Origin of the sequence: Serratia sp. NPDC087055, from assembly GCF_044900985.1 — a bacterium.
In the GTDB taxonomy this organism is placed as follows: Bacteria; Pseudomonadota; Gammaproteobacteria; order Enterobacterales; family Enterobacteriaceae; genus Serratia.
In genome coordinates this window covers 380,718-405,828 of sequence record NZ_JBJDOG010000002.1, presented here as the reverse complement: position 1 = coordinate 405,828, position 25,111 = coordinate 380,718, and the positions used below count along the sequence as shown (strand labels likewise).

Below are 25,111 nucleotides of genomic sequence, written 5' to 3'. Positions count from 1 at the left end.
TCAGGTCCTCTCCGTTTTGCTTAACCACATTTCGTCCATGCTTCCACCACGAATCTGCATTGGATAGACATGTTCGGTTTCATCGACGGTCACATCGACAAATACCAGGCGTTCTTTTTCGGCCAGCGCCTGCGCCAGCTTGCTTTCCAGCTCATCCGGCGTACGAATGGCAATGCCTACGTGGCCGTACGCCTCTGCCAGCTTGACAAAGTCCGGCAGGGAATCCATATAAGATTGGGAGTGGCGGCCGGAGTAAATCATGTCTTGCCACTGTTTCACCATACCTAGATAACGGTTGTTCAGGTTCACTACGATCACCGGCAGGTTGTATTGCAGTGCGGTGGACAGTTCCTGAATGTTCATCTGGATGCTGCCGTCGCCGGTCACGCACACCACAGTTTCCTCAGGCAACGCCAGCTTTACACCCAGTGCCGCCGGCAGACCAAAGCCCATGGTGCCAAGCCCACCGGAGTTGATCCAACGACGCGGCTTATCGAATGGGTAGTAAAGTGCGGCGAACATCTGGTGCTGACCGACATCGGAGGTCACATAAGCGCCCCCTTTCGTCAGCCGGTGCAGGGTTTCGATCACTGCCTGCGGTTTAATGGTACCACTGTTTTTGTCGTAGCCCAGACAGTCGCGCGCGCGCCACTGCTCAATTGACTGCCACCAATCACGCAACCCGTCGTGATCCTGCGCTTTGTCTTCCTGCGCCAACAGCTCCAACATCTGGGTCAACACCTGTTTGGCATCGCCGACAATGGGAATATCGGCGTCAACCGTCTTGGATATTGACGTAGGGTCGATGTCGATGTGCAGTACGGTTGCGTCCGGACAGTATTTGGCCAGATTATTGGTAGTACGATCGTCAAAACGCACGCCGACGGCAAAGATCACGTCGGAATTGTGCATGGTTTTGTTGGCTTCATAAGTCCCGTGCATGCCGAGCATGCCAACGCTCTGGCGATGCGTACCAGGAAACGCGCCCAACCCCATCAGGGTACAGGTGACCGGCAGACTCAGTTTTTCTGCCAGTTCCAACAGTTCTGCGTCGCAGGCGGAGTTGATCGCGCCACCACCGACATACATGACGGGTTTTTTGGCCGACAAAATGGTGTGCAATGCGCGTTTGATCTGCCCACGATGCCCCTGCACCGTTGGATTATAGGAACGCATACTCACTTCATCCGGGTAAGCATAAGGCATTCTCACCGCAGGGCCCACGATGTCCTTCGGCAGGTCAATCACGACGGGACCAGGACGGCCCGTAGAAGCCAGATAAAAAGCTTTCTTCAGTACGCCGGGAATATCTTCGGTGCGTTTCACCAAGAAGCTGTGCTTTACCACCGGACGGGAAATCCCGACCATGTCACATTCTTGGAAAGCATCGTAACCAATCAGTGAGCTGGGAACCTGGCCGGAAAGCACCACCATAGGGATAGAGTCCATATAGGCAGTCGCAATACCCGTGATCGCATTGGTTGCCCCGGGGCCGGACGTCACCAACACCACCCCCACTTCACCGGTCGCACGCGCATAGCCATCGGCCATATGCACGGCACCTTGCTCATGACGAACCAATATGTGATCGATTCCTCCAACCGTATGCAGGGCGTCGTAAATATCGAGCACCGCCCCGCCGGGATAACCGAATACATGCTTAACGCCCTGATCAATCAACGATCGGACGACCATCTCGGCTCCTGACAACATCTCCATGGGTTTGCCTCCAGGCTAACTTATTCTTATCTGGCGCCGGAACGTGACGCCTGCTGTGGGGCAATACCCCAAAATTTTTATGGATTGACTATAACCCATTAACATAACGTCAGAATATGAGGCAGGCAAACGGCAAAATGACACAACGAGTGAAGGGTTACTGCTACAGGCTGGGGATCGGGGAATTTACAGAAACAATGCACTAGCCACGGGCAAATCAAGCTAGGCATTGTTTCAGTCAGGCGAGGAATTACAGAACTATATCAGGCAAGGATTATGCTGTTTTTTCGCCGAACAATCCGCCCGGCGACAATAGCGGATCTACTCCTGGTACATAGAATCGATTTCACGCTGATAGCGCTGTGAAATGACCTTGCGGCGCAGTTTCAGCGTTGGCGTCAATTCGCCCAACTCCATAGAGAAAGCGGCAGGCAACAAGGTAAACCTTTTTACCTGCTCAAAACGCGCCAGCTCTTTTTGCATCTCACGCAGGCGGCTTTCAAACATGTCCAGGATATGGCTATTGCGCAACAACTCAATACGATCCTGATACTTCAGGTTGATGGACTTGGCGTACTCTTCCAGAGACTCAAAGCTGGGCACAATCAATGCAGAAACAAATTTACGCGCATCGGCGATGATAGCCACCTGTTCGATAAAACGATCCTGTGCCAACGTGCCTTCCAGCATCTGCGGCGCAATATACTTACCGCCAGAGGTTTTCATCAGATCTTTAAGGCGCTCGGTAATGAACAGGTTACCGCCTTCATCAATGGCGCCGGCGTCACCCGTTTTCAGCCAACCGTCTTCAGTAAAGCTGTCAGCCGTTTCCAATGGTTTATTGAAATAACCACGCATCACTATTGAACCACGTACCTGGATTTCATTCTCCTGCCCAATACGCACTTCAATTCCCGGTAAGGGTTTACCAATTGAGCCAAAGCGGAAGTCACTTTCTTCCCAACAGGAAACGGTGGCGCACGTCTCAGTCATGCCATAACCGTACTTGATGTTAACGCCCATCGCCTGAAAGAACAGAATGACGTTGTCGTCAAGTTTGGCACCTGCCGCTGGCAAGAAACGCACCCGCCCGCCAAGAATGCCACGTAGCTTACTCAGCACTAGCTTATCGGCCCAGCGATGGGAAAGATCAAACAGCTTACCTAAAGGTTTACCGGCGCGTTCCTGCAAGAATTTGCGCTCACCGCAGACAATGGCCCAATGGAACAGCGCACGACGCAGCCAAGGCGCACGTGCCACCTTTTCATGCACTGCACTGAAGATTTTTTCATAGAAACGCGGCACGGCGCACATCAGTGTCGGACGCACCGACGCCATGGCTTCACGCACCCAGTCAGTATTGGGCAAAAATACGTTCTGGGCGCCGGAATGCATGATAAAAAAGCTCCAGGCGCGTTCAAACACATGTGACATTGGCAAGAAACTGAGAGAAACATCCTCTTCATTCACCGTTAGTCGCTCATCGTGCAGGTAAAGTTGCGCAGCCAGATTACGATAATCCAGCATGACCCCTTTTGGTTCGCCGGTGGTGCCAGAGGTATAGATCAGTGTGAACAGATCGCCCAAATCGCAATCGGTGATACGCTGCTGCCGCTGCGATTCAACAGCGGCAAGATCAACTTCACGCTCGAAGGTACTCAGGTGCTGTGCAATTTCGCAGCCGTGCAGATCGACAGCGTCGTCAAACACAATAATGTGGCTTAGTTGCGGGCATACGCCACGCAATGCAATAGCGGCATCCAATTGGGCCTGCTCACCAACAAACAGAATGCGTACATCAGCATCATTGATGATAAAAGCCGCCTGAGCCGCCGTGTTAGTGGCATACAGCGGCACGCTAACGCCACGCAATTGCAGAATCGCCAAATCAACCAGTGACCAAGCCATGCAGTTGTTGGCAAAAATGGCGATACGTTCCTGTACGTCAATACCCAATGCCAGTAACGCACTCGCGATGTGACTGATATGCGCGTCGACCTGTCGCCAGGTCAGCTGTGTCTCACCATCAGGTGACCATTGGCGAAAAGCTGTGCGATCGGCACGGTGGGAAACTTGATGCTGTATACGGTGAGTTAAATGGTATTGCAGCAGATTATTGATCATAGCGCTCTAAGCCTGAAATGAATCAAACAGTTAACCTTGGGCAGGACGACATATCCCGCATCTCAGCTTACACGTGTTTACTTTTTTTCGCGCAGTCTACCTACTCTCTGGCAGCGGGAAAAGAGATTTCAGCGTCGAAGTGTGCGCCAAAACCAAGATTAATTTCATCACGTCCATTCATTTGGACAGAAAGAAGGTTAAAAGGTTTGATTCAGGCTACGAAATGCATGTCAGGCAGCAGCACCTTACCAACAGGTAAAAACACCAATCGTAATTAAAATATCAGGATATAATTTCGCATTGAAAAACTTTGGTAAAACTATCGAAAAAATAAAGAAGTGGTTAATGAAAAAGACTTAACTCAAGATATATCTTAGATAAGCCCAAGGTAATTCCTAATAAACAAACAGCAAAAATTATTCCCCCAATCGGGAGATAGCCGCCTTAGGGGGTAATAACCCGTTACTTACTCAGTGGTCTCGGGCTGACTCAGCATGGATTTCAACCATTGATGCCCCTTATCGCGTTCGGCTGATTCATGCCAAGAAAGATAGCATGTTGCTTTTTCCTCAATCCAAGGCAAGGGAATACATCTTAACTGTAATTTTTCGGCTTGCTGCTGAGCTAACCAAGCAGGAACAATAGCCACCATGTCTGTATTGGAGACAATGCTCAGTACACTATATAAGTCCGTACACTGCTGGGTGATGACACGCCGCATCGTTTCTTTTATATAGTAAGGTTTACTGAATGAATAGAACTCCTCAAGCGATACTACAGCGTGCTGTTCCGATAAAAGTTGTTCCTGTGTGATGTTAGCGTCAATTCTCGGATGTTTCTGGGCTAAGACTAACGTCAGCTCATCCTCAAAAAGAACAACATTGTTAAACTCTGTAGATTCAAAGTTTGCATAACCAATGACAAACTCCACATCCTGATAACGCAATTGGTTGTCAATGTTACTTGTTATATAAGAATTTATTTTCAAATGTATTTGCGGTGCCATTTCTTTCACGCGGTTGATTATTGCCGCCCCCAAACGCAAATCAAGCGGGCTGCACAATGCAACAGAGAAAATGCGCTCGCTGGTCACAGGCTCAAATTCCGCCCCTGGCAATTCATTTTGCACAAGCTGCAACGCCTGGCGCATCGGGCCAAACAGCTGTTTGGCACGCACTGTGGGCTGAATGCCGCGCCCACATCGCACAAAAAGCTCGTCATTAAACATCAGTTTCAAACGCGCGACAGCGTTACTCACCGCGGGTTGTGACATCCCCAAAAAGCTTGCCGCCCGCGTAATGTTCTGCATTTGCATAACCGCGTCAAACACCGTGAGCAGGTTCAGATCGACGCTACGCAGGTGTATTTCACTCACACATTGATCAATAACAACCTCTGAATTTAATTCCGACATATCTCACTCCACTAAGTCCTATTTAGATAACTCAAACGAATATAATCAAAACAATGATTGAAACATCACTCTCTGAATCACACACGAAAAGTTAGTTGCCCATCGCCTCTATTTAAAAAATGGCTTGAACATCATCCCATATAAAAACGTGATTAAAGATTAAATACTGACGTATATCTCGATTATTTTCTTGGTTGCAGACAGAAAAACCGCATTAAAAACCCAACAAACAGTCACAATATAACTCGCAGTTATAACATCACCTGACACACTCACCATTAACTGTTCATACCCAAGAAAATAAAATACAAAAGCATAACCTGTCAAACATCTGATTCTTACCTATTGATAGCCAGATCGTCTAACACATTCACTGGAACAATAAAAAGCACAAACACATTGACAATAGGAATGCAAAAAATCAAAAACACTCTTTTAGTCTCGCGAGAGCGATGGTTACGCACTTTCAATATTAACCAAATGTAAATCAGAAGCAATTACGACAATATATATTCAGTTAATTTATGCTAAGAGGCCCGCAAATCACTCATGATTTTTTCTCTGGCAACATCATTTTTTACCGAATTATCGTCTAAAGCGTTACGCCGTTAACCACGTATGTAAAGACTATCCCCATTTTCAATCAGGTGTTGACAGCGCCAAGCCAATAACGTATCAAATTAGACAACGACATTATTTTGAGAACGTGAACCGCTATGAACCGTACACATCGTCTACTAGGCCTACTACTTAACGCATCTTCTTTGCGCGGTATGCCAGTGGACGAAGTTCAGAGCTGATTCAGCCCACGACATAACAAACCCGCGCTACTGCGCGGGTTTTTTTTTACCCGCTTAGCGTGAAATAAACACGATAAGGAACGCCCTGATGAGCCAACAAGTCATTATTTTCGATACAACGCTGCGTGATGGTGAACAAGCGCTGCAAGCCAGTCTGAGCGTGAAAGAGAAGATTCAGATAGCGATGGCACTGGAAAGAATGGGGGTCGACGTCATGGAAGTCGGTTTCCCAGTCTCTTCACCGGGTGATTTCGAATCGGTGCAAACCATCGCCCGTCAGATCAAAAATAGCCGTGTGTGTGGATTGGCCCGATGCGTCGATAAAGATATCGACGTCGCGGCCGAAGCATTGCGTGTCGCCGAAGCCTTTCGTATTCACGTCTTCCTGGCCACCTCAACCCTGCACATCGAATCAAAGTTGAAGCGTTCGTTCGATGAAGTGCTGGAGATGGCGATTCGGTCAGTGAAACGTGCTCGCAATTACACAGACGACGTAGAGTTCTCTTGTGAAGATGCAGGCCGTACTCCCATCGATAATCTGTGCCGTGTGGTGGAAGCGGCGATTAATGCTGGCGCGACAACGATCAATATCCCGGATACCGTGGGTTACACCACGCCGAACCAGTTTGGCGGCATCATCAGCACCCTGTACAACCGCGTCCCCAATATCGATAAAGCCATTATTTCTGTCCATTGCCATGACGATTTGGGTATGGCAGTCGGCAACTCTATCGCCGCAGTGCAGGCAGGTGCGCGCCAGGTTGAAGGGACGTTGAACGGCATTGGTGAGCGTGCAGGCAACACCTCGTTGGAAGAAGTGATCATGGCGATCAAAGTGCGCCAGGACATCATGAACGTGCACACCAATATCAACCACCAGGAAATTTTCCGCACCAGTCAAATTGTCAGCCAGTTGTGTAACATGCCGATCCCGGCCAACAAGGCGATCGTGGGCTCCAATGCTTTCGCACACTCATCCGGTATCCACCAAGATGGTGTCCTGAAGAACCGCGAAAACTACGAAATCATGTCACCGCAGACCATTGGTCTGAAAGATGTGCAACTGAACCTGACCTCCCGTTCCGGTCGTGCTGCGGTAAAACACCGTATGGAAGAAATGGGCTATAAGGAACAGGACTATAACCTGGACAACCTGTACGCCGCATTCCTGAAGCTGGCCGACAAGAAAGGCCAAGTGTTCGATTACGATCTGGAAGCATTGGCCTTCATTAATAAGCAGCAAGAAGAACCAGAGCATTTCAGCCTGGACTATTTCAGCGTCCAGTCAGGTAGCAGCATCATGGCGACCGCATCGGTGAAATTGATCTGTGGTGAAGAAGAAAAAGCCGAAGCGGCCACAGGCAACGGCCCGGTTGACGCAGTTTACCAAGCTATCAATCGCATTACCGGTTACCCAATCGAGTTGGTGAAATACCAGTTAACGGCCAAAGGTCAAGGCCGTGATGCACTGGGCCAGGTTGATATTGTCGTGTCCTACAACGGTCGTCGCTTCCACGGTGTGGGCCTTGCGACCGACATCGTGGAATCCTCAGCCAAGGCGATGGTTCACGTATTGAATAATATTTGGCGCTCTCAGCAGGTAGAAAAAGAAAAACAGCGTCTGCAGCAAAGCAAACATCAAAATAATCAGGAAACGGTGTGAACATGACGAAGACTTACCACATTGCCGTCTTACCCGGAGACGGAATCGGCCCAGAAGTAATGGCCCAGGCGCGTAAAGTGTTGGACGCAGTGCGTCAGCGCTTTGATATCCGCATCACCGAAGCCGAATATGACGTCGGTGGCATCGCCATCGACCGTCATGGCAGCCCACTGCCCCAGGCTACCCTTGCGGGTTGTGAACAAGCCGATGCTATTCTGTTTGGCTCCGTGGGTGGCCCGAAATGGGAACACCTGCCCCCCGCCGAACAACCAGAACGCGGCGCGTTACTGCCACTGCGTAAGCACTTCAAGCTGTTTAGTAACCTGCGTCCCGCGCGTTTGTACCAAGGCTTAGAAGAATTCTGCCCACTGCGCGCCGACATCGCCGCCCGGGGATTCGATATTTTGTGCGTGCGCGAACTGACCGGCGGTATTTACTTTGGCCAGCCGAAAGGCCGTGAAGGCCAAGGCATGCAGGAACGTGCTTTCGACACTGAGGTCTATCACCGTTTCGAGATTGAACGCATTGCACGCATCGCCTTTGAATCCGCCCGTAAGCGTCGCAACAAAGTCACCTCTATCGACAAAGCCAACGTCCTGCAAAGCTCAATCCTGTGGCGGGAAGTGGTCAATCAGGTTGCTAAAGATTACCCGGACGTGTCGCTGTCGCACATGTACATTGACAACGCCACCATGCAGCTGATTAAAGATCCGTCCCAATTCGACGTGCTGCTGTGCTCCAACCTGTTCGGCGACATCCTGTCCGACGAATGCGCCATGATCACCGGTTCAATGGGCATGCTGCCATCCGCCAGCCTGAACGAGCAAGGTTTCGGTCTGTATGAGCCGGCTGGCGGTTCTGCGCCAGACATCGCGGGTAAAGGTATCGCTAACCCAATCGCTCAGATTCTGTCGGCCACCCTGCTGTTGCGATACAGCCTGGGCGCCGCCGACGCGGCTGATGCCGTAGAGCGCGCGATAAACCAGGCGCTGGAACAGGGCTACCGCACCGCCGATCTGGCCGGTACAGGTAACGCCATCAGCACCGATGAAATGGGCGACATCATCGCCCGCTTTGTAGCTCAGGGGGCATAACATGGCCAAGACCTTATATCAAAAGCTGTACGATGCCCACGTGGTGTACGAAGCCCCAAACGAAACGCCGCTGTTATACATCGACCGTCATTTGGTGCACGAAGTCACTTCGCCACAGGCGTTTGATGGCCTGCGCGCCATGGGCCGCAAAGTTCGTCAACCGGGCAAAACGTTCGCCACCATGGATCACAACGTCTCGACCCAAACCAAAGACATCAACGCCAGCGGCGAGATGGCACGAATTCAAATGCAGGAGCTGATCAAGAACTGTGCTGAATTCGGTGTCTCCCTGTACGATCTGAACCACCCGTTCCAGGGTATCGTGCACGTCATCGGCCCTGAACAGGGCATGACGCTGCCGGGCATGACCATCGTGTGCGGAGACTCCCACACCGCAACGCACGGCGCCTTTGGCTCGCTGGCATTCGGTATTGGCACCTCGGAAGTCGAACACGTACTGGCGACCCAGACCCTGAAACAGGGTCGCGCCAAGACGATGAAAATTGAAGTCGCCGGCGACGCAGCCGAAGGCATTACCGCCAAGGACATTGTGCTGGCGATCATCGGCAAAACTGGCAGCGCTGGCGGTACAGGTCACGTAGTGGAATTCTGCGGCAAAGCGATTGAAGCGCTGAGCATGGAAGGCCGCATGACCCTGTGCAACATGGCGATTGAAATGGGGGCCAAGGCCGGGCTGGTTGCACCGGACGACACCACCTTTGATTACCTGAAGGGCCGCCAGTTTGCGCCGACCGGCAGCAACTGGGAACAGGCTGTCGCTTACTGGCGTACGATGAAGTCCGATGATGACGCCAAATTCGATACCGTGGTGACCTTACGCGCAGAAGATATTGCGCCACAGGTCACCTGGGGTACTAACCCAGGCCAGGTGATCGCCGTCAATCAGGTGATCCCTGCACCGGAATCCTTTAGCGATCCTGTCGAACGAGCCTCTGCCGAGAAGGCACTGGCCTACATGGATCTCAAACCGGGTATCAAACTGACTGAAGTGCCGATCGACAAAGTGTTTATCGGTTCTTGCACCAATTCGCGCATCGAAGATCTGCGTGCCGCAGCGGCGATCGCCAAGGGGCGCAAGGTTGCCAACGGCGTTCAAGCTATCGTGGTGCCCGGCTCCGGCCCAGTAAAGGCGCAGGCAGAGGCTGAAGGCTTGGATAAAATCTTTATTGAAGCCGGTTTTGAATGGCGTCTGCCGGGTTGCTCAATGTGCCTGGCAATGAACAACGACCGTCTGAACCCCGGCGAACGCTGTGCATCCACCAGCAACCGTAACTTTGAAGGGCGTCAGGGCCGTGGTGGCCGTACGCACCTGCTCAGCCCTGCTATGGCTGCTGCGGCTGCCGTTGCCGGTCATTTCGCCGATATCCGTGATATTCACTAAGGGGCTAACGTGTCTAAATTTACTCAGCATATCGGTTTAGTCGTCCCTCTGGACGCGGCTAACGTCGATACCGACGCCATCATCCCAAAACAGTTTTTGCAGAAAGTCACGCGCACAGGTTTCGGCCAGCATCTGTTCAACGACTGGCGTTTTCTCGACGATGCCGGTCAACAACCGAACCCAGAGTTCGTGCTGAACAAACCGCGTTACAAGGGGGCCAGTATCCTGCTGGCGCGTGAAAACTTTGGCTGTGGCTCCTCACGTGAGCATGCGCCGTGGGCACTGACCGATTACGGTTTCAAAGTCGTGATTGCACCAAGCTTCGCTGATATCTTCTATGGCAACTCGTTCAATAACCAGTTGTTACCTGTCACACTGAGCGAACAAGAAGTCGATGAATTGTTCAAACTGGTGGCAGACAACGAAGGCGTCGAGTTCGTGGTCGATCTGGAAAATCAGACAGTCAACGCTGGCGGTAAAAGCTATCCGTTCGAGATTGACAGCTTCCGCCGCCACTGCATGATCAACGGGCTGGACAGTATTGGTTTGACGCTGCAACACGAGGCCGATATTTCCCGCTACGAAGCGCAGCAGCCTGCGTTTCTGAACTGATCATCGGCTAATACTCCCAATACGGCAAGGGGCTCCCTGGAGCTGAGTAAACTCAGTGGCAGGGGCCCCTTACACAACCCAAACAGCAGCAGTTTCAAGTATGACGGGTATCACCAATAACCCAGCCACTTCCACCACGCCCCACCAATCAAAATCCAAATCAACAGGTTAACCACGCTCATCACCCAACCGGCTTTCCACCACTCCCCTAGCGTCACGTAGCCAGAGCCGAAAATAATCGGTGCTGTTCCCGTGCCATAGTGAGTCAGTGACATCATCAGTGAAGAAGAGAACGCCAGGATCAGTCCCAGCAATGCAGGCGGGGCACCCAGCGCAACACCAGCAGCAAAGAACGCGGCGAACATGGCAGTGACGTGTGCGGTGGTGCTGGCGAAAAAGTAATGCGAGTACAGATAGATAATGGTCAGCAGTACCGTACCACCGACCCAGCTCATGCCCATGTGATCGATACCGTTGCCCACCGTTTGCGACAGCCAACTGATCAATCCCAACTTACCAAGGAAACTGGCCATCATCACCAGCGCGGAGAACCACACGACGGTATCCCAAGCGCCCTTGTGTTTCAGCACGTCTTCCCAGCTCAACACCCCTGTAGCCAATAGCACCGCCAGGCCAATCAGCGCCGCAGTGGTTGGGTTTACCGACAAGGCCGGTCCAAAGATCATCGCCGGGATACCTGCCCACATCACCAATAGCAAGGCAAATACCGCCAAGGTGATTTTCTCAGGTAACGTGATGCGTCCCAATGCCTGCAGTTTTTCACGGGCGAAAAGTGGTGCATCCGGGGTACTTTTCACGTCCGGCGGATACAACAGGTAAATCACCAATGGCATAACGATAAGCGAACACAATCCCGGTACCAAAGCCGCAACAGCCCACATAGACCAGGAGAGCTCAAAGTTGCCATGGGTGCCTTTGGCAATCAAACTGACGATCAAGGGGTTAGGTGCCGTAGCGGTGATAAACATCGCAGAAGTGATAGGGTTGATATTGTAATTCACCAATGACAGATAGCGGCCAATTTTACCGGAGGTATTCAACTCGGGTTTGGAGCCAAAGCTATCGGCGATCGATCTCATGATCGGGTGGATAATCCCGCCGCCACGGGCCGTATTGCTTGGCGTTACCGGTGCCAACGTGGTCTCAGCCAGCGTTAATGCATAGGCGATCCCCAGCGTCTTTTTGCCAAACAGCGAAATAAAGTAATAGCCAATACGTGCACCTAACCCGGTTTTGTTCAGGCTAAGAGAAATCATAATCGAGAAACCAATCAGCCAGATCAATTGGTTGGAAAATCCACTCAGCGCGTCATTCAGCGCCGCGCCTGGATTGCCGGGATGGGTAACGCCGGTCACGGCCACCAGCGCAATGGCCACCACTGAAACGGCACCGATCGGCATCGCTTTGCCGATGATGGCAATAATGGTGCCGATAAACAGCGCCAGCAAATGCCAGGCATTGGGCTCTACCCCATCAGGCACAGGGATCACAAACCAAATTAGCAAAGTCGCAGCGAGGGCACACAGAGAAGGGACAGGTTTGAGCGGTGTTAGTTTATCCATAACATACCCACTTTTCTAAACGGATCGGCATCTCAGCAACAAGATGGGCGGGAGCGCAGCAGTCACGCTCCGTGTTCCATTTAGCTTGGGGGGTTGGCGTCATGTTCTCAATGACATGCGTCAATATTGCTGACGTTAAAACTCACACTTCCCGCACGCGAGCGCTCACCCATAACGCCACCACAGCCAGGACGGTCGCGAACCAATACACCGCATAATGGCCCAGATTTTCCACCAATGCCCCCTGCAGTACACCCGCCAAAATCACACCGGTAGAAATGCTGTTGGTAAACAACGTCGTCGCTGCCCCCGGCCGTCCCGGCATCAGGTCCTGGAAATACAGCATGCCGATGCCAGCGATAATGCCAATAAATATGGCGTTGAATAGCTGTAGCACCATCAGTGCCAGCTTGAATTTAAACATCACCAACCCGGCATAAAACAAAATACCCGCTGCCACAGCAAACAGCATCATGTTGCGCTTGCCGAAGCGTTTGACGTAATAGCCAGCCAGCAGCATTGCCGGGATCTCCAACCCCGCCGCTGTCCCCATCAGCAGACCCGCCAGATTCTCCGGTAGCCCCAAATCCGCGGTAATGTAGAGCGGCATATCGATGATATACATCGTATTGCACGTCCACATCAGCATCGAGGCGATAAACAAGCGCCGCACATCAGGGTTACGCCAGGCACTCACGGGGGCAATAGGGGCAGAGGCCGTATTGGCAAGCGCATCGTCCTGTGCTTGCTGCCCAGCACGCGGCACTGATGGCAAGGTAAACCACACCAATAGTGCACAGACAGCAAAGGTTGTCGCCGCAATCACGAACATCACGGTAAATCCATAAGTCAGCGCCAGCGTAAACGACAGCGGCGGACCAATCACCCATGCCAGCGACAATTGCGCACGCATCACCGAGCTGAACATCACGACTTCACGCGCCGAGCTGTCAGCATATTCTCGCGCCAGCGCGAAAATTTGCGGCATCGCCGTATTGGCAATAGCCGACAACAGCACACCGGCGGTAATCAGCGTCAAATAGTCACGATTGAAGGCAAACAGCAGACAGTTGCCGATCGCCATAACACAGCACATCAGAATCAAATTACGCCGGTCACCCTGCGTATCCGAACGCTTGGCCAACAGAAAACTGACGGCAATACCGACAATGGCATTAACGGTGTAGAACAGGCCAACCCATAACGGTCGCACCTTAACTTCAGTGGTCAGGAACAGGCTCAGCGTCGGCGCCAAGAGTGCCCCGGCAATGCCGGAAAGAAACGCGATCAGCAGGAAAGCGGCAAAGACAGGATTAAAGCGGCGTGGCAGCCAGCGCTGGCGTTTCATATCATCGTTCCCTGGCCCTAAAGCGGAAGACAGAACCTTAGGCTACGGGAGAAAAATTGCAAGAACATCCCATGGCCCACAATAAAAAAACCAGTGGGTATGACCCCACTGGCTGGTGAACAACACCATTACTCAGAAACACTTTCATTACCGGAGCCTCAGAGGTGCTCGCGGTATTGCTTGTCCGTCATGCTCTTAATGTCCCACTGGGTCAGGTGGGCCAACATGTCCAATCGTGCCTGTTCAGGCACCAGGCCCAGCCAGTCGGCGTGCTGCCGGCGTACCGCACTGAAGTAGCGCTGATAGAACTGTTTTGACAAGAAAACTTTCATCCGTCGCCCTCCCCCTTTCATTGAGGAAAATTATCGGCGTAATATAGGGAAAGATAAATTGATGAGTTGATGCCGGAGCGTTCCTCTTTTATGTCCACCTCCAGATTGCAACAGCAGTTCATTCGCCTGTGGCAACGCTGCCATGGCGAGCCGACAGAGACCACGCTGCAAGAACTGGCCGACGCGCTCACCTGCTCACGTCGTCACGTGCGTTCGCTACTTGGGGCCATGCAGCAGCAAGGCTGGCTGACCTGGCAAGCGGAATCGGGTCGCGGCAAACGTTCGCGGCTCACCTTCCACTATACTGGCCTGGCATTGCAGCAGCAGCGGGCGGAAGACCTGTTGGAACAAGACCGCATCGATCAACTGGTGCAATTGGTCGGCGATAAAAATGTGGTGCGACAGATGCTCCTCTCGCAACTGGGGCGCAGCTTTCGTCAGGGTAAACACATTCTTCGTGTGCTCTACTATCGCCAGTTGTACAACCTGTTGCCCGGTTCGGCGTTACGACGTTCGGAAACCCATTTGGCACGGCAGATCTTCAGCGGACTGACGCGTATAAATGAGGAAAACGGGGAACTAGAATCAGATCTCGCGCATCATTGGCAAGCGTTAACACCGCTGCACTGGCGTTTTTATCTACGTCCGGCGATCCATTTTCACCATGGACGTGAACTGGAAATGGAGGATGTCATCAGCACGCTCAGTCGGTTGACGCCGCAGCCCCTGTTTTCCCATATCGAGCGAGTGACGTCACCGACGCCATACGTGATTGACGTGCACCTGCTCAGCCCCGACTACTGGCTCCCCTGGTTGCTGGGCTCTGTGCACGCCATGATCCTCCCGCGTGAGTGGCAGAGTCTGCCAGAGTTCTCACGCCATCCAATCGGCACTGGGCCGTACAGTGTGGAAAGGAACCACCGCAGTCAGATGAAAATTCACGCCTTCGACGATTACTTTGGTTACCGGGCACTGATCGATGAGGTAAATATCTGGGTATTGCCGGAAGTGACAGAAGAACTGGTACATTCAGGCGTACAACTGCAAGCTGACGATACCGGCAAAAATGAGCTGGAAAGCCGATTGGAAGAAGGCTGCTATTTCCTGTTGTTCGATCAACGTTCCCCATTGGCGGCAGATCCGGCCATTCGCAGTTGGCTGTGTGAGTTGATTAACCCCATTTCACTGCTGAGCAACGCCGGGCCTATCTACCAACGCTATTGGTCTCCCGCCTATGGCATTCTGCCGCGCTGGCATCATAACCGTGCGCTGGCCCTGCAACCCAAACCACCTGGATTAACCGAACTGACGCTGACCTTCTACAGCGAACACTCGGAATTCCATGCCATTCAACAGGCGATCGAACCTTTGCTGGCGCAGCAGGGTATCAAGCTGAAGATTCAGAGCGTCGATTACGACACCTGGCACAAAGGCGATGCGATCAGCGATGTGTGGCTAGGCAGCGCCAACTTCTATCTGCCGCTGGAATTCTCACTGTTCGCCACGCTGTATGAGTTGCCGCTAATGCAGCACTGCATGAATGAAGATCTCGCAGAGGATGCGATGTTATGGCGCGCCAATGCCTTACCGCTGGCCGATTTTGGTCAACGCCTGGTCAGCAGTCATCAGTTGCATCCGCTGTTCCACCACTGGCTACAGCTACACGGTCAACGGAGTATGCGCGGCGTGCGGATGAACACCCTCGGCTGGTTTGATTTTAAATCCGCGTGGTTTGCGCCACCGGAAGCATAAGCATCTTTCACCAGCGCGCGTTAGTCTTTACAATGGCGCCGTCTCAACGGGGTGCAAAATGCGGCGTGCCGATTTTGCTGAGAACAAACCCGTCGAACCTGATCCGGTCAATACCGGCGGAGGGATTTGAGCCTAGCGAACCGGCAGCCGCCATTCGCCCCTCAGATACCTTTGCCCCCTAAATGTTCAGGAGTGCAAAGTGGTCAAAAAAAGCCTGCCCTTATTACTGTTGTTGAGCGCCGCACCGGTGTTCGCCAAACCCACGCTGACGGTCTATACCTATGATTCTTTCGCTGCCGACTGGGGCCCTGGCCCGGCAGTCAAAAAGGCCTTTGAGGCCCAGTGCGACTGTGATCTGAAATTCGTTGCCCTGGAAGACGGTGTCTCACTGCTTAACCGTTTACGCATGGAAGGCAAAAACAGTGCCGCCGACGTGGTTCTGGGATTGGACAACAACCTGCTGCAGGCCGCGCAACAAACCGGTTTATTCGCGCCAAGCGGCGTTAACAGCGCAACCTTGAGTGTGCCTGGCGGCTGGCAGGATAAAACCTTCGTGCCTTACGACTACGGTTACTTTGCCTTTGTTTACAATAAAGAAAAACTGAAGAACCCACCCACAAGCCTGCGAGAACTGGTCGACAGCGATCAAAAATGGAAAGTGATTTACGAAGATCCGCGCACCAGTACTCCGGGCCTGGGCCTGCTGCTGTGGATGCAGAAAGTCTATGGTGACAAAGCCCCCGAAGCTTGGCAGAAACTGGCGAAAAAAACCGTCACCGTGACAAAGGGCTGGAGTGAAGCCTACGGTTTGTTCCTGAAAGGTGAAGGCGATCTGGTGCTCAGCTACACCACCTCCCCGGCCTATCATCTTATTGAAGAGAAGAAAGACAGCTACGCTGCGGCCAATTTTAGCGAAGGCCACTATCTGCAAGTCGAAGTGGCGGGCAAACTCAAAGCCAGCAAACAACCGGCGCTGGCCGAGCGCTTTATGCAATTTATGGTCACTCCGGCGTTCCAGAACACCATTCCAACAGGCAACTGGATGTACCCGGTGATAAAAACCCAATTACCCGCAGGTTTTGAGCAAATGACCGTACCGCAGACAGCGCTGCAATACAGTGCAGAAGACGTGGCTAAACAACGCGGCAACTGGATCCGAGCATGGCAAACCGCCGTCAGCCACTGATCCCGCATTGGCTATGGCCGGGGCTACTGGCCGCCGGTCTGATCCTGACCATCGCCGTATTGGCGATGGGTTCTCTGTGGCGACACGCGCCGGAAAGCGACTGGCGCGGCCTGTGGCAAGACAGCTACCTGTGGCATGTGGTCCGTTTCACCTTCTGGCAGGCGTTGCTGTCTGCACTGATTTCGGTGCTGCCCGCAATCCTATTGGCACGTGCGCTATACCGCCGCCGTTTTCCTGGTCGTCAACTGCTGCTGCGGTTGTGTGCCATGACGCTGGTGCTGCCCGTACTGGTAGCCGTATTCGGCTTGCTCAGTGTGTATGGCCGACAAGGCTGGTTGGCCGCGCTATGCGGCTGGCTCGGCATTGACTACAGTTTCTCCCCTTACGGCCTGCAGGGCATCCTGTTAGCCCACATGTTCTTCAACCTGCCTTTAGCGACCCGGCTACTGTTACAGGCACTGGAAAACATTCCGGTCGAGCAACGCCAACTGGCGGCCCAGCTTGGCATGAGCGGTTGGCAGCAATTCCGCTTTGTCGAGTGGCCAGCGCTGCGTCGTCAAATTCTGCCGAGCGGTGCGCTGATCTTTATGTTGTGCTTCGCCAGCTTCGCCACCGTGCTATCACTGGGAGGCGGGCCGCAAGCCACCACCATCGAACTGGCTATCTATCAGGCACTCAGTTATGACTACGATCTCAGCCGTGCAGCACTGCTGGCTCTTATCCAACTGGCATGCTGTCTGGGCCTGGTGGTGCTCAGTCAGCGTTTGAGCCAGGCGCTGCCCGTTGGCAACACCCATGCCCACCGTTGGCGCAATCCGGAAGATAGCCTGTGGCGCCGCACCAGTGATGTTCTGTTGATTACCGCCGCGCTGCTGTTGCTGTTACCCCCGCTGCTGGCCGTCATTGCCGACGGGGCCAATCAAACACTGGTCAGCGTTCTACAACAACAGGTGCTCTGGCAGGCGTTGTTCACCTCGCTACGCATCGCGCTCGGTGCAGGCGCACTCTGTGTCATGCTGACGATGATGCTGTTGTGGAGTAGCCGTGAATTAAAGCTGCAACAGCGATTACGCTTTGGCCATACGTTGGAACTGAGCGGCATGGTGATCCTGGCAATGCCGGGTATCGTGCTGGCTACCGGCTTCTTCTTGTTGTTAAGCGATACCCTGGGGCTACCGCAATCGCCCTATGCGCTGGTTATCCTCACCAATGCGTTGATGGCAGTGCCTTATGCGTTGAAAGTGCTGGAAAACCCCATGCGCGACCTCGCTGAACGTTACAACCCGCTGTGTTTGTCACTGGATATCCACGGTTGGCAACGGCTACGCTGGATCGAACTCAAAGCATTACGCCGCCCACTGGCACAGGCGTTAGCCTTCGCCTGCGTATTGTCACTCGGGGATTTTGGCGTGGTGGCCCTGTTCGGCAACGAGCACTTCCGTACGCTACCTTTTTACCTGTATCAACAGATTGGCGCCTATCGCAGTAATGACGGCGCGGTCACCGCACTGTTGCTGCTACTGTTGTGCTTCCTACTGTTTACCTTGATCGAACGTTTACCAGGCCGCCATGATAGATCTTGAAAAACTGACCTACCTGTATGAACACCTGCCTATGCGCTTTGATCTGCGCATTGAGCCGGGCGAACGTGTCGCGGTGCTTGGCCCCAGCGGGGCAGGAAAAAGCACGCTTCTTAGCCTGATCGCCGGGTTCCTGTCTGCCACCAGCGGCAAGCTGCGGCTCAATGGCAGCGACCACACCACTACGCCACCGGCTAAACGCCCCGTCTCTATGCTGTTTCAGGAAAATAACCTGTTCGCCCATTTGACGGTGGCACAGAACATCGGATTAGGTCTGGATCCCGGATTGCGGCTGAAGGAAGAACAGAAGCAACAGTTGGCACACATCGCGCGACAAGTGGGATTGGAAGAACATTTGACGCGCCTGCCGTCACAGCTATCCGGTGGCCAGCGCCAGCGTGCAGCCTTGGCCCGCTGTCTGATCCGTCAACAGCCTATCCTGTTGCTCGACGAGCCTTTCTCAGCGCTCGATCCCGCACTGCGCAATGAAATGTTGCAGCTACTGCAGGAGGTTTGCGACCAGCGATCCCTGACATTACTGATGGTTTCCCACAATCTGGATGATGCCGCGCGGATCGCGCCGCGCACCTTACTCGTGGTCGACGGCCGCATTTATTATGACGGCCCGACGCTGGCGCTACTGGACGGCAGCGCCCCAGAGGCCAAGGTACTCGGCATCGCGAACAAAGCGTGATCTGACGCGCGTTTTTTATGCTGTGAAAATAAACCTGTTGTGCGAATTTTGCGCCTGTGGTTTTATAAAAACCTGACTTTTTTTACTGATGATAAGGTTCCCTGTGATCGCATCCTCGCTGACTTCGACCCTACTAATTACCGCGCTACCAGCCGCGGTGGTCGTCGTGCGTGTGGTGGTGGTCGTCGGCAATGCGCCGTAGGGTCCGAATCAACGCATCGATTCCCAAACCCCGCCGGCGCAAACCGGGCGGGGTTTTTAGTTTTAGCCCCCTGCCCAGAAAAGCGAACCGGCCTTGAGAAAGGATAGGAACATGGCAATTTCGGGCACGCCACATCAAGGTAACCGCTTCACCGGCGCACAGCTGATCGTTCATCTGCTGGAACGGCAGGGTATTACCACCGTCGCCGGCATTCCCGGTGGTGCAGCACTGCCACTGTATGATGCACTGGGCCAAAGCACTCGCATTCACCACGTACTGGCACGCCACGAACAGGGCGCAGGCTTTATGGCACAAGGCATGGCGCGTGCTAACGGCAAAGCGGCGGTGTGCATCGCCTCTAGCGGACCGGGTGCAACCAACCTGGTCACCGCCATCGCCGACGCCAAGCTCGATTCCATTCCGCTGGTATGTATCACCGGCCAAGTGCCTTCCTCTATGATCGGCACCGACGCTTTCCAGGAAGTGGATACCTACGGCATCTCGATCCCTATCACCAAGCACAACCATTTGGTACGCGATATCCGCGAATTGCCGCAAGTGATCTGCGATGCATTCCGTATCGCAGAGTCCGGTCGCCCAGGCCCAGTGTGGATCGACGTGCCTAAAGACGTACAAACTGCGGTTATCGATTTGGATGAGTTGCCCCCGATCGCCATTCCCGATGCGGCTCCCGCCTTTGAAGCCTCCGCGGTGGCTCAGGCTGCGACAATGATCAACCAGGCCAAGCGCCCGGTGCTGTATCTGGGTGGCGGTATCATCTGCGCCAATGCCTACCAACAGGCGGTTGAATTGGCCGAACGCGCCAACTTGCCCACCACCATGACGCTGATGGCACTCGGCGCCATGCCGGTTCAGCATCCGCTGTCGCTGGGTATGCTGGGGATGCATGCGGCACGTAGCACTAACTTTATCCTGCAAGAAGCCGATCTGCTGATCGTACTGGGCGCCCGCTTTGACGATCGGGCGATTGGCAAAACCGAACAGTTTTGCCCGAACGCCAGCATCATCCATGTGGATATCGACCGTGCCGAACTGGGTAAGGTGAAACAGGCCAATATTGCCATTCATGCCGACGTTGGTCAGGTGTTGCAGCAACTGTTACCACTGATTGAGGCACAGCCACGCAGTGAATGGCTGGACACCGTCAACGGCCTGAAGCGCGAGTTCCCGTTCAGTATGCCGAACGCCGAAGACCCGCTGAGCCATTACGGGCTGGTGCTCGCTGCCGCACGCTGTGTAGATGACAGCGCCATTATCACCACCGACGTGGGCCAGCATCAGATGTGGGTAGCACAAGCCTATCCGCTGAGCCGTCCGCGCCAGTGGCTGACCTCTGGTGGACTCGGGACCATGGGCTTTGGCCTACCAGCCGCAATTGGCGCCGCGTTGGCAGAACCACAGCGTAAAGTGCTGTGCTTTTCCGGTGACGGTAGCCTGATGATGAACATTCAGGAAATGGCTACTGCCGTCGAACACAATCTGGACGTGAAAATTATCCTGATGAACAATCAGGCGTTGGGGCTGGTACATCAACAGCAAACCCTGTTTTATCAACAGCGCATTTTTGCCGCCGCCTACCCCAAGCGCACCGACTTTATCAAGATTGCTGCCGGTTTCGGGTTGGACACCTGCGATTTGAACGCCGCGGAAGATCCACAGGCAGCTCTCGCAGAAGCGATCCAGCGCCCAGGGCCTTGTCTGATCCACGCGCTGATCGATATCAATGAAAAGGTCTTCCCGATGGTGCCGCCGGGTGCCGCTAATATCGACATGATTGGAGAATAAGCCATGTCAGAACAATACAATAACCCGCAGGTGATCCTGGAACTGACGGTTCGTAACCATCCCGGCGTGATGTCGCATGTGTGCGGTCTGTTCGCCCGCCGCGCCTTTAACGTGGAAGGCATTCTGTGTCTGCCGCTGAAAGACGGTAAACAGAGCCGCATCTGGCTATTGGTGGCGGACGATCAACGACTGATGCAGATGATAAGTCAGGTAGAGAAACTCGAAGATGTATTGCAAGTAAAACGCCACAGCGAGGACGTGCGGGTGTTCGAACAGTTAGAGGCATTCTTCCAGTAATGCACAAAGGGGCGTTACGCCCCCTTGTTATTGTCCTGCTAATACCTTCCACAAGAGGTGCCGATAAACCGGCATCAGTGGTTGCAGGGACAGATAATAAAAGGTGCCGAGCGCCAGGATCCAACTCAGCACGCAGGCCATCCGCAGGCGCACCGGCGACAGCCAGTTGCTCAAGCGGTCGGCGCTGCGCTTGCCTTCACGCCACCAACGCCAGCTCAGCCAGACGGCAAGCCAAACCAGCATCACCACCGCAAACAGCAACCATTTGAATAACGCACTGTTGGCGCTGGCAGGAATGTCGATCGCCACGCCGGCCAGAATACCCGGGAAAAAATAGACCGGTGGCCAGGTGATGCAGCCGATAATGTTCGGCAATGCGAATTTGTACGGCGGTAAATCCAGCATCCCGGCGACCATCGGCACCAGTGGACGCGTCGGGCCAATAAAACGGCCAATCAGAATGGTCGCCATACTGTGCTGATGTAGCGCATGCTCGGTTTTGTCGAGCATCGCCTTGTTCTTTTTCAGGAATGACCACCGGTGCAACGGCCCCTTGAAGGCACGACCGATAAAGTAAGAGATCCAGTCGCCCAGCAAGCAACCGGCAATGCCCGCCGCCCAGGCGTAATAGAAGTCAACCTGACCACTGCCAATCAAGGCGCCGATACTGGCCATCATCACCGTGCCGGGCAACAACAACCCAACCAACGCCAACGACTCCAAAAACGCGACAAGCATGACGACCATCAGAGTGAAAGCCAAAGACTGGGTAATTAAATGCTGTAAATAGGCTTCCATTAAACCTCTGCTGGTTATCCAAAGCGCGTGGGCGTGGGATTGTCAGGTGCAGCCGGGAACGAGTCAACCGGTGAATTGTAGGGTTTTTTGGCAGGACTGCACGGCAATGGACAATGACTGTATAAAAACCCATACTGTAATTTATGTCCTTCTCCCTTTAGCTTAGCCTCTCAGGAACAGCGTGATGTCACTCCAACAGGGTTTCCTGCTCACCCGCCACTGGCGTGATACGCCGGCTGGCACCGAGGTGGAGTTTTGGCTGGCGACCGACAATGGGCCACAGCAAATTCGCCTGTCGCCGCAGACCTCCGTCGCCTTCATTCCTGTCGAACAGCGCCAACGTGCTGAGCTGTTGCTGCGCGAAGAGCGGCAATGGGAGCTAAAACCCTTACCGCTGACTGATTTTCATCACCGCCCGGTCCTGGGGCTGTACTGCCGCCAACACCGTCAGTTGATCAAACTGGAAAGGCTGCTGAAAGACGGCGGCGTCAATGTCTACGAAGCCGATATTCGCCCGCCGGAACGCTACCTGATGGAGCGCTTTATCACCGCACCGGTGTGGTTCAGTGGCCAACCGAATGGCAGTGGCCCCCTGCTCAACAGTAAAATGAAACCCGCACCAGAATACCGCCCTGTACTGAAGCTGGTCTCGCTGGACATTGAAACCACCGCTCACGGTGAGCTGTACTCTATTGCACTGGAAGGCTGTGGACAGCGCCAGGTCTACATGCTTGGGCCAGCCAACGGTGGCAATGAGACTCTGGATTTTGCTCTGGAGTACTGCGTAAGCCGCCCGCAGATGTTAGAACGCCTGAACCAATGGCTGGAACAGCACGACCCCGACGCCATCATTGGCTGGAATCTGGTGCAGTTTGATCTACGCGTACTGCAAAAACACGCTGAGCGCTACCAGATCCCATTACGGTTAGGCCGTGGGGGTAACCCGCTCGAGTGGCGTGAGCACGGTTTCAAACAAAATCACTTTTTCGCCTCCGCCGCCGGTCGATTGATTATCGATGGCATCGAAGCGTTGAAATCTGCCACCTGGAACTTCCCTTCTTTTAGTCTCGAGCACGTGTCCCAGACACTGCTGGGGGAAGGCAAGTCGATCGACAACCCTTATCAGCGGATGGCCGAAATCGACCGACGCTTCGCCGAAGATAAGCCGGCACTGGCACGCTACAACTTAAAAGATTGTGAGCTCGTGACGCGGATTTTTGCCAAAACCGAGTTGCTGACCTTTCTGCTGGAGCGCGCCACGGTCACCGGGTTAGCGGCCGATCGCAGTGGCGGTTCGGTCGCGGCCTTCAGCAATCTGTATATGCCACGCATGCACCGGCTGGGTTTTATCGCCCCCAACCTCGGCGAACAGCCAGAAGAACACAGCCCCGGCGGTTTTGTGATGGATTCACAACCCGGCCTGTATGATTCAGTGCTGGTGCTGGATTACAAAAGTCTGTATCCGTCGATCATCCGCACCTTTCTGATCGATCCGGTCGGGCTGGTGGAAGGCATGCAACACCCGAGCGATGTCGATTCAGTGCCCGGTTTCCGCAACGCGCGCTTCTCACGTAGCAAACACTGCCTGCCGGCGATCGTCGAGCAGATCTGGCAGGGGCGTGAAACGGCAAAACGTCAGCAGAACAAAGCGTTATCCCAAGCATTGAAGATCATCATGAATGCGCTGTATGGCGTATTGGGATCGAGCGGTTGCCGCTTTTTCGATCCCCGCCTGGCCTCGTCGATCACCCTGCGTGGCCACGAGATCATGCGCCAAACGCGTGAACTGATCGAAGCGCAGGGGTACCAGGTCATCTACGGCGATACAGATTCCACCTTCGTTTGGCTCAAGCAACCCCATGACGAGCAGCAGGCCGCCCAAATCGGCAGGACGCTGGTTGAGCACGTAAACCAATGGTGGCAACAACATTTACAGGCGCAGTATGGGCTGGATAATGCCTTGGAGCTGGAGTTCGAAACCCATTACTCGCGTTTCCTGATGCCGACCATTCGTGGTGCCGAACAGGGCAGTAAAAAACGCTATGCTGGGCTGATCGCAAGCGCTGATGGCCGTGAAGAGATGGTTTACAAAGGCCTTGAAACCGTGCGCACCGACTGGACACCGCTTGCGCAGCAGTTCCAGCAACTGCTCTACCAACGCATTTTTAAACGGCAGCCGTATCAGGATTTTGTGCGGGAATACGTGAGCCAAACACTGAACGGCGATTTCGACGATCGGCTCGTTTACCGCAAACGCCTGCGCAGGAGACTGGACGAATATCAGCGCAACGTACCGCCACATGTCCGTGCTGCACGCATCGCCGACGACTATAATCGTCAGCAGGGTCGGCCGCTTCAATACCAGAATGGCGGCTGGATCAGCTATGTCATGACCGTTGCCGGGCCAGAGCCGCTGGAGACCCAACAATCGGCAATTGATTACCCCCATTATCTGGAGCGCCAGTTACAACCCGTGGCAGACGCTATACTCCCATTCTTGCACGACGATTTTACCACGCTGGTGACCGGGCAAATGGGGTTGTTTTGACATTCAGCCCGTCCCGCGGGCTTTGGCGAAGGGTTAAGAAAAATCATCAGGTTTTGCAGGTGACGAACGCGTCGCCTTCCATTACCATAGCGCCCTTCCCAAATTCTGGACCACACTTCACCCATGCCGTCTAACGATGTATGCATGGGATGAATAG

At 53.7% G+C, this 25,111-nt stretch carries 19 protein-coding genes and 1 riboswitch; of the genes, 12 read left to right on the top strand and 7 right to left on the bottom strand.

The features are described 5' to 3' along the window. From ilvI to leuO, 3 genes are all read right to left on the bottom strand, one after another. On the bottom strand, positions 1–1,719 hold the full coding sequence (gene ilvI, locus ACI2J2_RS15630; RefSeq protein ID WP_404760404.1) for an acetolactate synthase 3 large subunit: 1,719 nt from the start codon (positions 1,717–1,719) through the stop codon (positions 1–3). A 321-nt stretch (positions 1,720–2,040) separates the two neighbouring features. After that, complete coding sequence (locus tag ACI2J2_RS15625) at positions 2,041–3,843, bottom strand: AMP-dependent synthetase/ligase (protein WP_404760403.1); 1,803 nt, start codon at positions 3,841–3,843, stop codon at positions 2,041–2,043. Positions 3,844–4,309: 466 nt separating this feature from the next. Further along, positions 4,310–5,257, bottom strand: coding sequence for a transcriptional regulator LeuO (gene leuO / locus ACI2J2_RS15620; protein WP_404760402.1), 948 nt, complete (start codon positions 5,255–5,257; stop codon positions 4,310–4,312). Between the two features lie 888 nt (positions 5,258–6,145). On the opposite strand from leuO, the gene leuA reads away from it, so the two are divergent. Genes leuA through leuD form a run of 4 tightly spaced genes read left to right on the top strand, consistent with a single transcriptional unit; the run spans position 6,146 to position 10,828 of the window. Then, positions 6,146–7,720 (top strand): 2-isopropylmalate synthase, encoded by a 1,575-nt coding sequence (gene leuA / locus ACI2J2_RS15615; RefSeq protein ID WP_209635051.1) that lies wholly within the window; start codon positions 6,146–6,148, stop codon positions 7,718–7,720. A 2-nt stretch (positions 7,721–7,722) separates the two neighbouring features. Then, positions 7,723–8,814, top strand: a complete 1,092-nt coding sequence (gene leuB, locus ACI2J2_RS15610; RefSeq protein WP_209635049.1) for a 3-isopropylmalate dehydrogenase — start codon at positions 7,723–7,725, stop codon at positions 8,812–8,814. 1 nt (position 8,815) lies between these two features. After that, entirely contained in the window at positions 8,816–10,216 is a 1,401-nt protein-coding gene (gene leuC / locus ACI2J2_RS15605) for a 3-isopropylmalate dehydratase large subunit (protein ID WP_265555791.1), read from the top strand. A 9-nt stretch (positions 10,217–10,225) separates the two neighbouring features. Continuing rightward, complete coding sequence (gene leuD, locus ACI2J2_RS15600; RefSeq protein WP_037420776.1) at positions 10,226–10,828, top strand: 3-isopropylmalate dehydratase small subunit; 603 nt, start codon at positions 10,226–10,228, stop codon at positions 10,826–10,828. A gap of 110 nt (positions 10,829–10,938) precedes the next feature. On the opposite strand, the gene ACI2J2_RS15595 is transcribed toward leuD, so the two are convergent. The 3 genes from ACI2J2_RS15595 to sgrT form a co-directional block, all read right to left on the bottom strand. Continuing rightward, complete coding sequence (locus tag ACI2J2_RS15595; RefSeq protein ID WP_404760401.1) at positions 10,939–12,411, bottom strand: DASS family sodium-coupled anion symporter; 1,473 nt, start codon at positions 12,409–12,411, stop codon at positions 10,939–10,941. Between the two features lie 142 nt (positions 12,412–12,553). Then, positions 12,554–13,759 (bottom strand): sugar efflux transporter, encoded by a 1,206-nt coding sequence (locus ACI2J2_RS15590; protein ID WP_404760400.1) that lies wholly within the window; start codon positions 13,757–13,759, stop codon positions 12,554–12,556. A 158-nt stretch (positions 13,760–13,917) separates the two neighbouring features. Beyond that, positions 13,918–14,091, bottom strand: a complete 174-nt coding sequence (gene sgrT / locus ACI2J2_RS15585; RefSeq protein ID WP_209635039.1) for a glucose uptake inhibitor SgrT — start codon at positions 14,089–14,091, stop codon at positions 13,918–13,920. A 90-nt stretch (positions 14,092–14,181) separates the two neighbouring features. On the opposite strand from sgrT, the gene sgrR reads away from it, so the two are divergent. The 7 genes from sgrR to ilvN all read left to right on the top strand — a co-directional run bounded on the left by sgrR (position 14,182) and on the right by ilvN (position 21,608). Next, on the top strand, positions 14,182–15,843 hold the full coding sequence (gene sgrR / locus ACI2J2_RS15580) for an HTH-type transcriptional regulator SgrR (protein ID WP_209635037.1): 1,662 nt from the start codon (positions 14,182–14,184) through the stop codon (positions 15,841–15,843). Between the two features lie 37 nt (positions 15,844–15,880). After that, a riboswitch (TPP riboswitch) is annotated at positions 15,881–15,986 on the top strand. Between the two features lie 56 nt (positions 15,987–16,042). Further along, the gene (gene thiB / locus ACI2J2_RS15575; protein ID WP_265555792.1) at positions 16,043–17,029 is read left to right on the top strand and encodes a thiamine ABC transporter substrate binding subunit; all 987 of its coding nucleotides are present in this window, start codon (positions 16,043–16,045) and stop codon (positions 17,027–17,029) included. Next, complete coding sequence (gene thiP / locus ACI2J2_RS15570) at positions 17,005–18,612, top strand: thiamine/thiamine pyrophosphate ABC transporter permease ThiP (protein ID WP_404760399.1); 1,608 nt, start codon at positions 17,005–17,007, stop codon at positions 18,610–18,612. The genes thiB and thiP overlap by 25 nt, the downstream gene beginning before the upstream one ends. Beyond that, on the top strand, positions 18,599–19,303 hold the full coding sequence (gene thiQ, locus ACI2J2_RS15565; protein ID WP_209635031.1) for a thiamine ABC transporter ATP-binding protein ThiQ: 705 nt from the start codon (positions 18,599–18,601) through the stop codon (positions 19,301–19,303). Before thiP ends, thiQ begins: the two co-directional genes overlap by 14 nt. 88 nt (positions 19,304–19,391) lie before the next feature. Continuing rightward, positions 19,392–19,505, top strand: a complete 114-nt coding sequence (gene ivbL, locus ACI2J2_RS15560) for an ilvB operon leader peptide IvbL (RefSeq protein WP_218167600.1) — start codon at positions 19,392–19,394, stop codon at positions 19,503–19,505. Positions 19,506–19,616: 111 nt separating this feature from the next. After that, on the top strand, positions 19,617–21,311 hold the full coding sequence (gene ilvB, locus ACI2J2_RS15555; protein ID WP_209635029.1) for an acetolactate synthase large subunit: 1,695 nt from the start codon (positions 19,617–19,619) through the stop codon (positions 21,309–21,311). A gap of 3 nt (positions 21,312–21,314) precedes the next feature. After that, a complete protein-coding gene (ilvN, locus tag ACI2J2_RS15550; RefSeq protein ID WP_037420755.1) occupies positions 21,315–21,608 on the top strand; it encodes an acetolactate synthase small subunit in 294 nt (97 codons plus the stop codon). A 27-nt stretch (positions 21,609–21,635) separates the two neighbouring features. Here ilvN and ACI2J2_RS15545 read toward each other — a convergent pair whose 3' ends face one another. Next, complete coding sequence (locus ACI2J2_RS15545; protein ID WP_209635028.1) at positions 21,636–22,406, bottom strand: DedA family protein; 771 nt, start codon at positions 22,404–22,406, stop codon at positions 21,636–21,638. A gap of 184 nt (positions 22,407–22,590) precedes the next feature. On the opposite strand from ACI2J2_RS15545, the gene ACI2J2_RS15540 reads away from it, so the two are divergent. Continuing rightward, entirely contained in the window at positions 22,591–24,954 is a 2,364-nt protein-coding gene (locus tag ACI2J2_RS15540; protein WP_404760398.1) for a DNA polymerase II, read from the top strand. Positions 24,955–25,111: the final 157 nt, after the last annotated feature.

Bases quoted from the DNA above. Each gene is read 5' to 3' on its own strand.
- leuB (WP_209635049.1), top strand. From the start codon at position 7,723: ATGACGAAGACTTACCACATTGCCGTCTTACCCGGAGACGGAATCGGC.
- thiQ (WP_209635031.1), top strand. From the start codon at position 18,599: ATGATAGATCTTGAAAAACTGACCTACCTGTATGAACACCTGCCTATG.
- ACI2J2_RS15540 (WP_404760398.1), top strand. From the start codon at position 22,591: ATGTCACTCCAACAGGGTTTCCTGCTCACCCGCCACTGGCGTGATACG.
- sgrT (WP_209635039.1), bottom strand. From the start codon at position 14,091: ATGAAAGTTTTCTTGTCAAAACAGTTCTATCAGCGCTACTTCAGTGCG.
- ACI2J2_RS15595 (WP_404760401.1), bottom strand. From the start codon at position 12,411: ATGGATAAACTAACACCGCTCAAACCTGTCCCTTCTCTGTGTGCCCTC.
- ivbL (WP_218167600.1), top strand. From the start codon at position 19,392: ATGATAAGGTTCCCTGTGATCGCATCCTCGCTGACTTCGACCCTACTA.
- ACI2J2_RS15625 (WP_404760403.1), bottom strand. From the start codon at position 3,843: ATGATCAATAATCTGCTGCAATACCATTTAACTCACCGTATACAGCAT.
- ilvN (WP_037420755.1), top strand. From the start codon at position 21,315: ATGTCAGAACAATACAATAACCCGCAGGTGATCCTGGAACTGACGGTT.
- leuO (WP_404760402.1), bottom strand. From the start codon at position 5,257: ATGTCGGAATTAAATTCAGAGGTTGTTATTGATCAATGTGTGAGTGAA.
- thiP (WP_404760399.1), top strand. From the start codon at position 17,005: ATGGCAAACCGCCGTCAGCCACTGATCCCGCATTGGCTATGGCCGGGG.
- leuA (WP_209635051.1), top strand. From the start codon at position 6,146: ATGAGCCAACAAGTCATTATTTTCGATACAACGCTGCGTGATGGTGAA.
- ACI2J2_RS15545 (WP_209635028.1), bottom strand. From the start codon at position 22,406: ATGGAAGCCTATTTACAGCATTTAATTACCCAGTCTTTGGCTTTCACT.
- leuC (WP_265555791.1), top strand. From the start codon at position 8,816: ATGGCCAAGACCTTATATCAAAAGCTGTACGATGCCCACGTGGTGTAC.
- ACI2J2_RS15590 (WP_404760400.1), bottom strand. From the start codon at position 13,759: ATGAAACGCCAGCGCTGGCTGCCACGCCGCTTTAATCCTGTCTTTGCC.
- ilvB (WP_209635029.1), top strand. From the start codon at position 19,617: ATGGCAATTTCGGGCACGCCACATCAAGGTAACCGCTTCACCGGCGCA.
- sgrR (WP_209635037.1), top strand. From the start codon at position 14,182: ATGTCCACCTCCAGATTGCAACAGCAGTTCATTCGCCTGTGGCAACGC.
- ilvI (WP_404760404.1), bottom strand. From the start codon at position 1,719: ATGGAGATGTTGTCAGGAGCCGAGATGGTCGTCCGATCGTTGATTGAT.